Annotated in this window: 12 protein-coding genes; 2 read left to right on the forward strand and 10 right to left on the reverse strand. The window is 71.1% G+C overall.

The window, feature by feature from the left end; genetic code table 11:
• Window positions 1–64: 64 nt before the first annotated feature.
• Entirely contained in the window at window positions 65–901 is an 837-nt protein-coding gene (locus tag DEI92_RS10705; RefSeq protein ID WP_111013480.1) for a purine-nucleoside phosphorylase, read from the forward strand.
• Complete coding sequence (locus tag DEI92_RS10710; protein WP_375342541.1) at window positions 898–2,643, forward strand: phospho-sugar mutase; 1,746 nt, start codon at window positions 898–900, stop codon at window positions 2,641–2,643. The genes DEI92_RS10705 and DEI92_RS10710 overlap by 4 nt, the downstream gene beginning before the upstream one ends.
• A 1,237-nt stretch (window positions 2,644–3,880) precedes the next feature.
• On the opposite strand, the gene DEI92_RS10720 is transcribed toward DEI92_RS10710, so the two are convergent.
• The 10 genes from DEI92_RS10720 to DEI92_RS10765 form a co-directional block, all read right to left on the reverse strand.
• A complete protein-coding gene (locus tag DEI92_RS10720; RefSeq protein WP_111009516.1) occupies window positions 3,881–4,153 on the reverse strand; it encodes a PTS sugar transporter subunit IIB in 273 nt (90 codons plus the stop codon).
• Window positions 4,150–4,602 carry a PTS sugar transporter subunit IIA gene (locus tag DEI92_RS10725; protein ID WP_111009515.1) on the reverse strand — a complete coding sequence of 151 codons (453 nt, stop codon included), beginning with the start codon at window positions 4,600–4,602 and terminating at the stop codon, window positions 4,150–4,152. Before DEI92_RS10725 ends, DEI92_RS10720 begins: the two co-directional genes overlap by 4 nt.
• Window positions 4,599–5,714, reverse strand: coding sequence for an adenosine deaminase (locus DEI92_RS10730; protein WP_111009514.1), 1,116 nt, complete (start codon window positions 5,712–5,714; stop codon window positions 4,599–4,601). The genes DEI92_RS10725 and DEI92_RS10730 overlap by 4 nt, the downstream gene beginning before the upstream one ends.
• Before the next feature lie 10 nt (window positions 5,715–5,724).
• On the reverse strand, window positions 5,725–7,017 hold the full coding sequence (locus DEI92_RS10735; RefSeq protein WP_181434844.1) for a thymidine phosphorylase: 1,293 nt from the start codon (window positions 7,015–7,017) through the stop codon (window positions 5,725–5,727).
• Complete coding sequence (locus DEI92_RS10740; protein WP_111013482.1) at window positions 7,014–7,484, reverse strand: cytidine deaminase; 471 nt, start codon at window positions 7,482–7,484, stop codon at window positions 7,014–7,016. The genes DEI92_RS10735 and DEI92_RS10740 overlap by 4 nt, the downstream gene beginning before the upstream one ends.
• Window positions 7,485–7,548: 64 nt before the next feature.
• Window positions 7,549–8,838, reverse strand: coding sequence for an ABC transporter permease (locus DEI92_RS10745; protein ID WP_111009511.1), 1,290 nt, complete (start codon window positions 8,836–8,838; stop codon window positions 7,549–7,551).
• A complete protein-coding gene (locus DEI92_RS10750) occupies window positions 8,835–10,151 on the reverse strand; it encodes an ABC transporter permease (RefSeq protein ID WP_111013483.1) in 1,317 nt (438 codons plus the stop codon). The genes DEI92_RS10745 and DEI92_RS10750 overlap by 4 nt, the downstream gene beginning before the upstream one ends.
• Window positions 10,148–11,668 carry an ABC transporter ATP-binding protein gene (locus tag DEI92_RS10755; RefSeq protein ID WP_111009509.1) on the reverse strand — a complete coding sequence of 507 codons (1,521 nt, stop codon included), beginning with the start codon at window positions 11,666–11,668 and terminating at the stop codon, window positions 10,148–10,150. The genes DEI92_RS10750 and DEI92_RS10755 overlap by 4 nt, the downstream gene beginning before the upstream one ends.
• A 139-nt stretch (window positions 11,669–11,807) precedes the next feature.
• Window positions 11,808–12,881, reverse strand: a complete 1,074-nt coding sequence (locus tag DEI92_RS10760; RefSeq protein ID WP_111009508.1) for a BMP family protein — start codon at window positions 12,879–12,881, stop codon at window positions 11,808–11,810.
• 203 nt (window positions 12,882–13,084) lie between these two features.
• On the reverse strand, window positions 13,085–14,197 hold the full coding sequence (locus DEI92_RS10765) for a mannose-1-phosphate guanylyltransferase (protein ID WP_111013484.1): 1,113 nt from the start codon (window positions 14,195–14,197) through the stop codon (window positions 13,085–13,087).
• Window positions 14,198–14,284: the final 87 nt, after the last annotated feature.

The following is a 14,284-nucleotide window of genomic DNA, read 5'->3' on the forward strand; positions in this document are numbered from 1 at the left end:
GCGCGGCTCCACACGCAGGGGCCGTCGACGAGCGCGCGGGCGAGGCGCATCTAGAGTTGTCGGCATGGCCACCACGACCAGCGAGAACCCCCTGAACGACCCCGCGGTCGACCCGTTCGAGGTCGCCCGTGACGCCGCCGCCGTGATCGCGGACCGCTCGGGCATCGAGCACCACGACATCGCCCTGACCCTCGGGAGCGGTTGGGCGAAGGCCGCGGACCTCCTCGGCGAGACCGTGTCCGAGGTCCCCGCCACCGAGGTCCCCGGGTTCAGCGCCTCCGCGGTCGTCGGACACACCGGAACGCTGCGATCCGTGCGGATGCCTGACGGGCGGCACGCGCTCGTCATCGGCGCTCGGACGCACTACTACGAAGGCCACGGCGTCCGCCGGGTCGTGCACAGCGTCCGCACCGCTGCCGCGACCGGCGCGTCGATCATGGTGCTCACGAACGGCGCGGGCGGCATCAAGGAGCACTGGACGCCCGGCACGCCCGTCCTCATCAGTGACCACATCAACCTCACCGCGGACAGCCCGCTCGAGGGCGCGACCTTCGTCGACCTGACCGACCTGTACTCCGCACGGCTCCGCGCCGTGGCGAAGGAGATCGACCCGACGCTCGACGAGGGCGTGTACACGCAGTTCCGCGGGCCGCAGTACGAGACCTGGGCCGAGGTGCGGATGGCCCGGACGATCGGCGGTGACATCGTCGGCATGTCCACCGCGCTCGAGGCCATCGCCGCGCGGCAGGCCGGCATGGAGGTCCTCGGCTTCTCGCTCATCACGAACCTGGCTGCCGGGATCCAGAAGGAACCCCTCTCGCACGCCGAGGTCCTGCAAGCCGGCAAGGACGCCGAGCCCGTGATCGCCGACCTGCTCGCCCGGGTCGTGGCGGCACTGTGAGCGGCACGGTGTCCGGCGCGCACGACCCGGACGACGAGCCGACACGCGCAGCCCTGCTCGATGCCGCGACGCGCTGGCTCGACCAGGACCCCGACGACGAGACCCGCGCCGAACTCGACGCGCTGCTCCGTGCTGCGCGCGACGACGACGACTGGGCGCCGCTCGCGGACCGTTTCGGGTCACGCCTCGCGTTCGGCACGGCCGGCCTCCGGGGCGAGCTCGGCGCCGGACCGACCCGGATGAACCGCGTGCTCGTCACCCAGGCCGCGGCGGGACTCGGACGCTTCCTCATCGACTCCGGGCGCGTCCGCAGTGTCGTCATCGGCTACGACGGCCGCGTCAACTCGGACGTGTTCGCCCGCGACTCCGCCGAGGTCCTGGCGGGGCTCGGCATCGAGGTCACGCTGCTGTCCGAGGCCCTGCCGACGCCCGTGCTCGCGTTCGCCGTGCGGCACCTCGACGTCGGCGCCGGGGTGATGGTGACCGCGAGCCACAACCCGCCGCGGGACAACGGCTACAAGGTGTACCTCGGCCAGGGCGACCACGGCTCCCAGATCGTCCCCCCCGTCGACGCCGAGATCGCTCAGGCCATCGACGCCGTCGCCGCGGGCGACATCCGTGACCTCGCCCGCAGCGATGCCTACGCGATCCAGGGCACCGAGGTCGTCGACGCGTACGTCGCCGCCACCGCCGGTCTCGTCGACGCACCCGCCCTGCCGCCGCAGGAGCAGCCGCGCGTCGTCTACACGGCCATGCACGGCGTCGGCTGGGCCACCGCCCGCCAGGTGTTCGCGGCTGCCGGGTTCGCCGAGCCCGACGTCGTCCCCGAGCAGATCGAGCCCGACGGGGCGTTCCCCACCGTGGCCTTCCCGAACCCGGAGGAGCCGGGGGCCATGGACCTGGCGCTCGCGCGCGGTGTCGAGCTCGACGCCGATCTCGTCGTCGCCAACGACCCGGACGCCGACCGCCTGGCGCTCGCGATCCCCGTTCCCGCCGACGACGGCTCCCGGTCCTTCCGGCGGCTCTCGGGCAACGAGGTCGGATGGCTGCTCGGCTGGCGTGCGGCGGAGCAGGCTGCTCAGGGTCGAGCTGGGCGGGCGACGGGTGACGCCGCGGACGAGGGCACCAGGCCGACCCTCGCCGCCAGCATCGTGAGTTCCCCCGCACTCCGGCACGTGGCGGAGCGGTACGGCCTGGACTACCGCGACACCCTGACCGGCTTCAAGTGGGTCTCCAGGGTCCCGGGCCTCGTCTTCGGGTACGAGGAAGCCCTCGGGTACCTCGTCGACCCGCAGGCCATCCGCGACAAGGACGGCATCTCGGCGGCGGTCGTGCTCCTGGGTCTGGCCACCGAACTCGCCGCTCGTGGCCGTACCATCGCCGACCGGTTGCAGGAGTTCGCCGACACGTTCGGTGCCGCTGGCTCGGGGCAGGTCTCCGTCCGTGTCGACGACCTCGACCGCATCGGACAGGTGATGTCCGCGCTCCGGGAGACGCCGCCGACCGATCTCGACGGCATCCGTGTCCTCGAGGTCACGGACTTCCGCGACGGCGTGGAGGGTTTCCCGCCGTCCGACATCCTGCGCTGGGACCTCGACGGCGGCGCACGGGTGATCGTGCGGCCGAGCGGTACGGAGCCGAAGGTGAAGGTCTACATCGACACGGTGTCCTCCGAGGGACCGGACGCCGCGGCGGTCCTCGTGCAGCGGATCGCGGACGCGGTGCGCCCCCTCGTCTCCTAGTCCCCCGGCCCCTGCCGCCGGAATGAACCGGAGCATTCCGGTCGAACACCCCGAGTGACGTGTTCAACCGGACGAAGGGCGTTCGACGTCTGCTTCCACGCTCGAACGCGCCGTCCCAGCGAGCCGGCGCTCGGGCAGTTGTCCACAGAAGTCGAACATCCTCGGAGCCGGTGGTCGGCTACCCGCCACACTGCTCGACATGGACGAGCTCGAGATCCTCGAAGGTGGCACGGCTGATCCGTCGGGCGACCGCGGCCGACGGCTGCTGCGAGCAGTTGAGCGCGGTAGAGCCGTGCGCCTCGCTCCCGGCCGCTTCGTCGCGGAGCCCGGGTGGAGCGCCTCGACACCCGCCGCGCGGCATCGCGCTCGGCTCCGCGCGGTCCTCCCGACCGTAGCCGAACGGCTGATCATCTCGCACGCGTCGGCGGCCGCCGTTCATGAGCTCCCGTGGGTCGGCGAGTTCCCGTCGGTCGTCACGTTCCTCGACCCCGAGCGACGGACCGGACAGCGTCGTACGGGAGTTCGCAAGGTCGGCGCCGCCGGCCGTGTCGTGTCGATCGATCGCTGGTGTGGCGCGCCGGTGACGGCCCTCGCGGCCACCGCTGTGGACATCGCGCTGGAGCCCGATCGACGCTCATCGCTGATCGTGCTGGACGCAGTCCTCCGTCGCGGCGTGCGCTCCGCGGACCTGACCCGAGAACTCCACGATCGACCCACTCCGCGTGCTGTCCGGAGAGCGGGGGATCTCGTCGCGTTGGCCGCCCCGGAGGCCGAATCACCGGGAGAGAGCGCCACTCGGCTGCTGATGCACGACCTCGGCGCCCCGACTCCGCTCCTCCAGGCCCGGTTCACGGACGCCCGCGGAACGATCGGCATCGTCGACTTCTGGTTCCCGGACCAGGGTGTCATCGTGGAGTTCGACGGCCTCGTGAAGTACCGCTCGCCCACGGTGCGTGCCGGGAGGACACCGGAGCAGGTGGTCATCGAGGAGAAGCGCCGCGAGGATCGTCTCCGATCGGTACCGGGTGTCCGGGCGGTCGTGCGCTTCGTCTGGGCCGACATCATGCCCGGCGGAGCCGCACCCGCCGTCCTCGCACGCATGGGATTGCTCCCGTCGGGGGGGCCGCGCGCGCCGCGGTTGAACCGCCGACATCCGATCGAGCCGCGACATGCGGAGGTTCAAACGGAAGGAGCCGGTGCAATCGCGATCAGACGAGCGGGAGCGACCCGGCCGCGGTCAGCCGAGCGCTCGCTCGACCGCGGCCGAGATCTCCTGCTGGTCGAAGTGGTTCCGGATGACGATGACCTCGGCGTAGGTCCGTCCGATGGCCTCCACGAACTCCTCGCTCGTCAGGATGACCTGCGCGTCAGCCGCGACGTCCCGCACCGAGGCGACGTCGGCCGCGACGACGTCGGCGTCGAGCCCGAGGTCGGCGAGCGCCCGCTCCGCGTTGACCTTGAGGATCCCACTCGAACCGATACCCGCACCGCAGATCGTCACGATCTTCATGCCGTCACCCCCATGATCTGCCGGACCTCGTCCGGGCTCTGCGCCGCCGCCAACCGATCGGTCACGGAGGCGTCGTTGAACAGGTTCGCCAGGGCGCCGATGGAGTCGAGATGCCCTCCGACGGACGCCACGGCGAGCCCGAGCACGACCCGAACGGGGTCGTTGTGCGGATGCCCGAAGACCACCGGTGCGGCCAGGGTCACCACGGCGAGACCGTCGCGGTGCACCTCGGGACCCGGTCGGGCGTGCGCCAACGCCAGCCCGGGCGAGATCACGATGTACGGGCCGTGCTCCTCGACCATGGCGACCATCGACCGGCCGTAGGAGGGGTCCGTCGCTCCCGATGCGGCGAGCGCTCCGCCCGCGAGACCGATGGCCGCGCGCCAGTCCGCCGCCGTCTCGTGGATCACGACGGCGCTGTCAGGGAGCGGCGGGAGCGTGGCGGTCATGCCTCGGCGTGACCCGTGGTGATCGTCGCGATGATCTCCTCGCGGTCCTCGAGGGGCAGGAACGCTCCGAGCGCGGCGTTGATCTGGAACGCCGCGAGGTCGTCGAGGTCGTACCCGAACGTCGCGGCGAGGAGCGCGAGCTCCTTCGACAACGACGTGTCGCTCATGAGCCGGTTGTCGGTGTTGACCGTGACCCGGAACCCGAGCTGGTACAGCGTGTCGAACGGGTGGTCCGCCAGGTCGTCGCCCCAGGCCGCGATCGCCCCGGTCTGCAGGTTCGACGACGGCGACACCTCGAGCGGGATCTCACGGTCCCGCACCCACGACGCGATCTCGCCCAGGGCCGCGAGGGCCGAGCCGTCCGTGTCGGCGTCGGTGATCTCGACGTCCTCGAACACGCGGACGCCGTGCCCGAGCCGCAGCGCACGACCGTCGAGCAGCGCCGATCGGATGGAGTCGAGCCCCGCCGCCTCGCCGGCGTGCACCGTGACGGGCATGAACTGCGCCGCCAGGTAGTCGAACGCCGCACGGTGCCGCGATGCGGGGAAGCCGTCCTCGGCGCCCGCGATGTCGAAGCCGACGACCCCGTGGTCACGGTGCCGCACGGCGAGTTCCGCGATCTCGAGCCCGCGGTCGGCGTGGCGCATCGCGGTCACGAGCTGGCCGACGCGGATCCGCCCGCCAGCGGCGTCCACGGCTTCCTCGATGCCCTGCTGCACCGCCTCGACGGTCTGGTCGAGCGTCAGACCGCCCTGGAGGTGCTGCTCGGGCGCCCAGCGCACCTCGCCGTACACGACACCGTCGGCCACGAGGTCCTCGACGAAGTCCCGCGCGACACGCGTCAGTCCCTCGCGGCTCTGCATGACGGCGGTCGTGACGTCGAACGTCTTGAGGTACTCGACGAGCGACCCGGAGTTCGACTGGTCCGCGAACCAGCGCCCGAGGTCGTCCGGGTCGGTCGTCGGCAGGGACACTCCGGCCGCGTCGGCGAGCTCGACGATGGTCGTCGGGCGGAGGCCGCCGTCGAGGTGATCGTGCAGGGACACCTTGGGCAGGTCGTTGATCACCGCCCCGCCGTCCGGGAGCCGGTAGGTCTGGTCGGGGGCGCTCATGCCCCCAAGGCTACCGGCCGATGCGCTCCCGCACGATCGAACCGCGCTCCGGCGCGGTGTCCCCGATCCCCCAGGCGCCCTCGAGCGCATCGAGGGCCCGGTCGAAGCGCGCGGGCTCGTCGGTGTGCAGCGTGAACAGGGGCTGCCCCGTGGTCACGGCGTCGCCCGGCTTCGCGTGGAGCTCGATCCCGGCGCCCGCCTGCACCGGGTCCTGCGCGCGCGCACGACCGGCACCGAGCCTCCAGGCCGCGATGCCGAACGGCAGCGCCTGCTGCTCGATGAGCACGCCCGAGCGCGGCGCGGTGACGACGTGGGTCTCGCGAGCCGTCGGGAGTGGCGCGGACGGTTCGCCGCCCTGCGCGGCGACCATCCGACGCCAGGTGTCCATCGCTCGTCCGTCCGCGAGCGCGGCGGCCGGGTCGGCGTCGGGCAGGCCGGCGAGCTGCAGCATCTCGGTCGCGAGCGCGAGCGTCAGCTCGACGAGGTCGGCCGGACCGCCGCCGGCGAGGACCTCGATGGACTCACGGACCTCGAGCGCGTTGCCGATGGTCCGGCCGAGGGGGACGTCCATGTCCGTGAGCAGCGCCGTCGTGGCGACGCCGGCGTCCTGCCCGAGTTCGACCATCGTGCGGGCGAGGGCCCGGGACTGCTCGATGTCCTGCAGGAACGCGCCGGACCCGAACTTGACGTCGAGGACGAGCGCGCCCGTCCCCTCGGCGATCTTCTTGCTCATGATGCTCGACGCGATGAGCGGGATGCACTCGACCGTGCCGGTGACGTCGCGGAGCGCGTACAGCTTCTTGTCCGCCGGCGCGAGTCCGGACCCGGCCGCGCACACGACCGCGCCGACGTCGGCGAGCACCTCACGCATCCGGGCGTTCGACAGCGAGGCCTGCCAGCCGGGGATCGACTCGAGCTTGTCGAGGGTGCCACCGGTGTGCCCGAGTCCACGGCCGGACAGCTGCGGCACGGCGACGCCGAACGACGCGACGAGCGGGGCGAGCGGCAGGGTGGTCTTGTCGCCGACGCCACCGGTCGAGTGCTTGTCCACCGTGACCTTGCCGAGTCCGTCGAACGACATGCGTTCGCCGGACGCGATCATCGCCAGGGTGAGGTCGCGCACCTCGCGCCGGTCCATGCCGTTGAGGAAGATCGCCATCGCGAGGGCCGCCATCTGCTCGTCGGCGACGTACCCGCGGGTGTAGGCGTCGACGAGCCAGTCGATCTCGGCGGTCGACAGCGTGCCGCGGCCCCGCTTCGTGCGGATGAGGTCGACGGTGTCGAACGGCTCCACGGCGGTCACTGGTGCTCCGCCCGGTAGGTCGCGAGGGTCCGCGGCCCGAACGCGTCCGGCAGGACCTCGTCCATCGTGCGGACGCCCGACACGGTCTCGAGCAGCATCCCGTCCGCGGAGTGCTCGAAGAGCAGCTGCCGGCAGCGCCCGCAGGGCATGAGCACGGAGCCGCTGCCGTCGACGCAGGTGAACGCGACGAGCCGGCCACCGCCCGTCATGTGGAGCTGGGACACAAGCGAGCACTCGGCGCAGAGCGTCACACCGTACGAGGCGTTCTCGACGTTGCAGCCGGCGACGACGCGGCCGTCCTCGGTGATCGCGGCGGCCCCGACGGGGAACGACGAGTAGGGCACGTACGCGTGGCCCATCGCCTCGGTCGCGGCCGCCCGCAGGGCGTCCCAGTCCACGTCGGCCGGGAGGGACGGGGCAGCCTCCGCCACGTGAGCGGACTGGGTGGCGGGGTCGGTTGCGGACATGGGGTGTGCCTCCCGGCGGAGCAGGTCGCGGCCGATCGCTCCCCCTGGGGGCGACCGCGGTGGATCAGGACTTGATGTACGGCTTGCCGGACGCGGCTGGACCGCGGGACTGCCCGACGAGTCCGGCGACGGCGAAGATCGTCACGACGTACGGCAGCATGAGCAGGAACTGCGTCGGCACCGGCGAGTGGATCGCCGCGAGCAGGTTCTGCAGATTCGATGCGAACCCGAAGAGCAGCGCGGCGAGCGTCGCCTTGATCGGGTCCCATCGACCGAAGATGACGGCAGCGAGGGCGATGTACCCGGCACCGGCCGTCATGTCCTTCGCGAACGGGCCCGCGTTCCCGAGGGTGAAGTACGCACCGCCGAGACCGGCGATCGCGCCCGCGAGCGAGACGTTCCAGAACCGGGTGCTGGTGACGTTGATGCCCACGGTGTCGGCCGCCTGCGGGTGCTCGCCGACGGCCCGGAGCCGGAGGCCCCAGCGGGTGGTGAACAGGCCGATCGTGACCGCGGCGACCGCGATGTACATGAGGTACACGATCACCGACTGGTGGAAGAACACCGGGCCGATGATCGGGATCGCGGAGAGTCCGGGGATCTCGATCGCCGGGAACCGCACGCCGACGTTGAGCGCCGTGTCGGTCGCGAGGACCTTGGAGTAGAGGAACCCGGTGAGGCCCGAGACGAACGCGTTGATGACGACGCCGACGATCACCTGGTCGACGAGGTACTTGATGCTGAACGCCGCGAGGATGAACGACACGAGCACCCCGGCGATCACCGCGGCGACGAGTCCGACCCACGCCGAACCGGTGATGCTCGCGACGACGGCGGACGCGAACGCACCGGCGAGGAACTGCCCCTCGATCGCGATGTTCACGACACCGACACGCTCGGAGATGACACCGCCGAGCGAGCCGAAGATGAGCGGGGCGGACAGGCCGAGCGCGCCGACGAGCAGACCCGGGACGGGGATGGTCGAACCGGGCGAGGCCCACGTGAGGAACGCGATGACGAAGGCGATCGCGAACAGCACGGTCACCCAGGTCTGCACCTTCCGCGACCGTGCGGCGCGCCACGTGGCGTAGGCGGTTCCGATGGCGAGGAGGACGATGACGACGATGCCGGTCCCGGTCGCGGGGAGCGGCACGGCGGGCAGCTGCACGAGGTCGTGCGCCGACGCGAGCTCGAACGTGGACGTGCCGGGCTTGTGGAACACGCCGAACAGCACGAGTGCGAACAGCGTGAACACGCCGTACCCGATCGGTGCCTTCCAGCTCCGGACGGCCGTCACCGGACGGTCCGCGGCGGACGCGGCCGGCGCGGTGGCGTTGGGGGCGAGGACGCTCACGCGGCGACCGCCTTCCGCTTGGTGCGGCGAGCACCCGGCTGCGGGATCCGGAAGATCGCGCGGACGAGCGGCGGGGCCGCGATGAACAGGACGATGAGCGCCTGGATGACGCTGACGATGTCGATGGGGATGTTCTGGCTGGCCTGCACGTAGCTGCCGCCGGCCTTGAGCGCACCGAACAGCAGACCGGCCCAGAAGACGCCCCACGGCTTCGAGCGACCGAGCAGCGCGACCGTGATGGCGTCGAACCCGATGCCCGCGTCGATGCCCTGGTCGTACCCGCTGGTGACCGCGGCCTGCACCTGGTAGGCCCCGGCGATGCCGACGAGAGCCCCGGAGATCACCATGGCCCAGATCGTGATGCTGCCGACGTCCATGCCGGCGACGCGCGCCGCACGGGGGTTCTCGCCCACGGTGCGGAAGCGGAACCCCAGCGTCGACCGGCTCATGAGCCACCACGTGAACACGACGGCCGCGATGGCGATGAGGATCCCGATGTCGACGCCGGTCCCCTGGCCACCGATGAGCGTCGGGAGGACCGCGGACGGCAGCGTCGGCGACGACTGCGGGTTCGCGCTCCCGGGCGCCTGGAGCAGCCCCTTCGTGCCGAGGCCGTACTCGAGCAGGTACAGCGCCACGTAGTTGAGCATGATCGTGACGATCACTTCGTGCGCGCCCGTGCGGGACTTCAGCACGCCCACGATCCCGCCCCAGATCGCACCGCCGACGATGCCCGCGACGACCGTCAGCGGGATGTGCACGATCGCCGGCATGTGGAACGAGTACCCGAACCAGGCGGCGGAGGCGGCGCCGACGAGGATCTGCCCCTGGCCGCCGATGTTGAACAGTCCGGAGCGGAACGACACCGCGACCCCGAGGCCCGCGACGATGAGCGGCGTGGCGAAGTCGATCGTCGTCCAGAGCGACGCGATGCCCGACGAGAAGGTCGACTGGCCCGGGTCGTACACCGCGCCGTCGAACATGCTGAGGAACGCGCCGCCCACGCTGTGCCCGATCGCCACGAAGGTGTCGGAGGGACGGGCGAAGAAGTAGCCCATCGCCGTCGTGACCGTCTTGTCCGTGATCGCGATGAGGATGCCGCTGGCGACGAGCGCCAGGACCACGGCCAACACCGTGACGAGGACCGAGCCGCCCAGGATCCCGCGCAGCGCCGCCGACCAGCGGTCCACGCCGCGACCGTCGTCGGCGGTCTCGGTGGTCAGCGACGTGCCCGCCTCGAGGTCCTGCAGGCGGTCGTCGGTCTGGAGGTCCGGTTCGGCCGCCGTCGTCGGCGTCCGGGTGTCGTCGGTCATGCGGCGAGTTCCGTCCCGGCGGGGAGTTCCCCCGCCATCATGAGGCCGAGCACGTCACGCGGGGTGTCCGCCGGGACGATGCCGATGATGGTGCCGCGGTACATCACGGCGATGCGGTCGGCGAGCGCGACGACCTCGTCGAGCTCGGTCGAGACGACGATGACGGGGACGCCCTGGTCGCGCGCGGCGACGATGCGCTTGTGCACGAACTCGATTGACCCGACGTCGATGCCGCGGGTGGGCTGCGCGGCGACGAACAACCGGAGGTCGCGGCTCAGCTCGCGTGCGATGACGACCTTCTGCTGGTTCCCGCCCGACAGGCGTCCGACGGCGGTGGTCCGGCTCGGCGTCCGGACGTCGAACTCGGCGATCTTGTCGTCGGCGAAACGGTCGCGCTCGGCGGACCGGATCGTGCCCGCGCTGGCGAACTCGGACGAGGACGTGCGGTCGAGGATGAGGTTGTCGGCGATCGAGAACTCGGCGACGAGGCCGTCCTCTTGTCGGTCCTCGGGGACGAAGCCCACCCCGGCGTCGAGCACCTTCTTGACGCTCGCGTCGGTGATGTCCCGGCCGTCCAGGGTGATGGTGCCCGCGTGCACGGTCTCGAGCCCGAGGATGGCCTCGGTCAGCTCGGTCTGGCCGTTGCCCTGGACGCCCGCGATCGCCAGGATCTCGCCACGTCGGACCGAGAACGACAGGTCGTCGACGAGGACGTGGCCCGCTGCGTCGGTCACCGTGAGGTCGCGGACCACGAGGGCGTCCGCCCCGGGTGTGGCCGGGGCCTTGTCGACGACGAGCTCGACGCTGCGGCCGACCATGAGCGCGGCGAGCTCGGCGTTCGACGCGGTGGGCGAGGCCTCGCCGACGACGCGACCGAGCCGCACGACCGTGATGCGGTCGGCGACCTCGCGGACCTCGCGGAGCTTGTGGGTGATGAACACGATCGCCGTGCCGGCCTCGCGCAGCTGCCGCATGATCGACATGAGCTCGTCGGTCTCCTGCGGGGTGAGGACCGCGGTCGGCTCGTCGAACACGAGTACCGAGGCGTCGCGCGACAGGGCCTTGATGATCTCGACCCGCTGCTGGACGCCGACCGGCAGGTCCTCGACCTTGGCGTCCGGGTCGACGTCGAACCCGAAGCGCTCGGAGATCTCGCGGACGCGCTTGCGGGCGCCCGCGAGGTCGAGACGGCCGCCGAAGGTCGTGGGCTCGTGTCCGAGCATGACGTTCTCGGCGACGGTGAACACCGGGACGAGCATGAAGTGCTGGTGGACCATCCCGATGCCGGCGCGCATCGCGTCGCCCGGGCCGTCGAAGTGCTGCACCGTGTCGTCGAGGAGGATCTCGCCCTCGTCGGCCTGGTACAGGCCGTAGAGGACGTTCATGAGCGTGGACTTGCCTGCGCCGTTCTCACCGAGCAAGCAGTGGATCTCGCCCGGCTCGACGGTGAGCGAGATGTGGTCGTTCGCGACGAGGGCGCCGAAGCGCTTGGTGATGCCGCGGAGCTCGAGCTTCATGGGCCGGATTCTATTTCTCTCGGGAGTCGCGCAGGGGTGGGCGCGGGTCCGCTGGTGGAGGGCGGCGCCGCCGCGGTGGTCCCGTGGTGGGCGCACGAACGCGGGCGGACGGCCGGAGCCGCCCGCCCGCGACGGGGTGTTACTTGACGTTCGACTGGGTCGCGACCTTGATCTTGCCGCTGATGATCCCGGCCTTGATCGTCTTCAGCTCGCCGGCGAGCGAGGAGTCGACCTTGGACGAGTAGTCGTGGAACGGGGCGAGCCCGACGCCGTCGTTCTTCAGCGTGCCGACGTACGGGGCGTTCGAGTACTTGCCCTTGCCCGCGGTCTCGACGACCGAGGTCGTGGCCTGTCGGATGCCCTTGAGGACGCTCGTCAGGGCGATGCTCTTGTAGCGCGGGTCCGCGGTGTAGAGGTCGCTGTCGGCGCCGATGAGGACGCTGCCGTTCTTGGCGTCGTTGATCGCCTCGGCCGCGGACTGGTAGATCGGGCCACCGACGGGGAAGATCACGTCGGCGTTCTGGTCGAGGAGCGACTGTGCCACCGACTTGGCCTGCGTGCCGGCCGAGAAGCCACCCGTGAACGAACCCTGCTGCGTCTTCTCGTTCCAGCCGACGACCTTGACGTCCTTGCCGTGCTGCTGGTTGTAGTACTGGACGCCGTCGTAGAAGCCGTCCATGTAGATGGTCACGGTCGGGAGCTTCTGGCCGCCGAAGGTGCCGACCACGCCGGTCTTCGAGTAGCTGGCCGCCGCGTACCCGCCGAGGAACGCCGCCTGCGAGGTGTCGAACGTGATCGGCTTGATGTTCTTCGACTGCAGGGTGTCGTCGATGATCGCGAAGTTCGTCTTGGCGTTCGACGCGGCGTTCGACTTCGTCGCGGCCTCGAGGTTGAAGCCGACCGTCACGATCAGGCTGCACTTCTGGCTGAGGAGGGTGCGGATGTTCGGGTTGTAGTCGTTCGAGTCGGTCGACTGCACCGTCTTCGGGGTGACGCCGAGCGACTTCGCCGCGTCCTGCAGGCCGTCGTAGCCGAGCTGGTTGAACGAGTGGTCGTCGAAGCCGCCGTTGTCCGAGACCATGCACGGCAGGAAGTCCGACTTCGAGCCCGACGCACTGGACGACGACGGGGCGGCCGAACAGCCGGCGAGCATCGTCACGGTGCCCAGCAGGGCCAGGCCGCCGAGCGCGAGCTTACGGGTGCTGAATGTCACGGGGTGTCCTCCACAGGGGTGCAGCCCGGCTCTGCGCACCGGGCGATCGGAAGGACAGTACACGACGGTCCGGCCGGTGCAGGACCGCTCCGGCCGGGGGCTGGGCACCGTTGCCCGATCGCGACGAACCTGTAACGCGCTCGTAACGCTGGTACCCCGGACGCGGGCACCGGGGTACCAGCGCGGACTCCGACGCGGCGTGGCTACAGCACGTCGTCGCGGCCGCTGATCTTGAGCGCGTCGACGACGCCCTTGACCCGCTGCGCGTTGGCGCTCGTCGTGACGAGCAGCGCGTCCGGGGTGTCCACGACCACGATGTCGTCGACGCCGATGAGCGAGATGAGCCGGTCGCTGTGGCTGACCACGATGCCGCTCGACGAGTCCGCGAGGATGCGGGCGTTGTCCCCGAGGACGGCGAGGTTATGCGGTCGGCCGCCGGACTGCAGCTTGGCGAGCGAGGCGAAGTCGCCGACGTCGTCCCAGTCGAAGTCCCCGGGCACGACCGCCATGCGCCCGGCCGCCGCGGCGGGCTCGGCGACGGTGTAGTCGATCGCGATCTTCTTGAGTCGCGGCCACACCTGGTCGACGACGGCCCCGCGCGAGGACGTGTCCCACGCGGCGGCGAGCTCCTCGATCCCGGCGAGGAGTTCCGGTTCGCTCCGCCCGATCTCCTCGAGCAGTCGGTCCGCCCGGGCGATGAACATCCCCGCGTTCCACATGTAGGAGCCGTCTGCGACGTACGCGGTCGCCGTCTCGAGGTCGGGCTTCTCGACGAACGACTGGACGGCGTGGACGTCCTTCGCCGAGTCGACGTGGATCCGCTCCCCCGCGTGGATGTAGCCGAAGCCGATCGCCGGCTCGGTCGGGGTGATGCCGATCGTCGTGATGTACCCGGCCTCGGCCGCGACCACGGCCTCCCGCACGGACCGGCGGAACCCGCGGACGTCACCGATCACGTGGTCGGCCGCGAACGAGCCGATGACGACGTCGGGCTCGCGGCGGCGCAGGATCGCGGCGGCGAGGCCGATCGCGGCGGTCGAGTCCTTCGGTTCGCTCTCGAGCACGACGTTGTGGTCGGAGAGACCGGGGAGCTGGCGTTCGACGGCGGCGCGGTGCGCACGGCCGGTGACGACCATGATGCGTTGGTCGCCGCTCAGCGGGGCGAGGCGGTCCCAGGTCGACCGGAGCAGGGACGCGCCCGTGCCGGTCAGGTCGTGGAGGAACTTCGGCGCGTCCGCCCGGGACAACGGCCAGAGTCGGGAGCCGATGCCACCGGCGGGGATGATGGCGTAGAAGCGCTCGAGGTCGTCGGTCATCCGGTCACCATATCGGCGGGGGCGGCACGAGCGGCAGGGGCATCGGCCGCCGGTCCGGGAGGCTGGCCCCCGTCCCCGGATCGCCAC

The sequence above is a fragment of the Curtobacterium sp. MCBD17_034 genome (assembly GCF_003234515.1).
Taxonomy (GTDB): domain Bacteria; phylum Actinomycetota; class Actinomycetes; order Actinomycetales; family Microbacteriaceae; genus Curtobacterium.

What these genes read in the sequence shown, in the direction of transcription:
- DEI92_RS10705 (WP_111013480.1), top strand. Translation starts at nt 65, where the DNA reads ATGGCCACCACGACCAGCGAGAACCCCCTGAACGACCCCGCGGTCGAC.
- DEI92_RS10720 (WP_111009516.1), bottom strand. Translation starts at nt 4,153, where the DNA reads ATGAAGATCGTGACGATCTGCGGTGCGGGTATCGGTTCGAGTGGGATC.
- DEI92_RS10725 (WP_111009515.1), bottom strand. Translation starts at nt 4,602, where the DNA reads ATGACCGCCACGCTCCCGCCGCTCCCTGACAGCGCCGTCGTGATCCAC.
- DEI92_RS10730 (WP_111009514.1), bottom strand. Translation starts at nt 5,714, where the DNA reads ATGAGCGCCCCCGACCAGACCTACCGGCTCCCGGACGGCGGGGCGGTG.
- DEI92_RS10740 (WP_111013482.1), bottom strand. Translation starts at nt 7,484, where the DNA reads ATGTCCGCAACCGACCCCGCCACCCAGTCCGCTCACGTGGCGGAGGCT.
- DEI92_RS10750 (WP_111013483.1), bottom strand. Translation starts at nt 10,151, where the DNA reads ATGACCGACGACACCCGGACGCCGACGACGGCGGCCGAACCGGACCTC.
- DEI92_RS10755 (WP_111009509.1), bottom strand. Translation starts at nt 11,668, where the DNA reads ATGAAGCTCGAGCTCCGCGGCATCACCAAGCGCTTCGGCGCCCTCGTC.
- DEI92_RS10765 (WP_111013484.1), bottom strand. Translation starts at nt 14,197, where the DNA reads ATGACCGACGACCTCGAGCGCTTCTACGCCATCATCCCCGCCGGTGGC.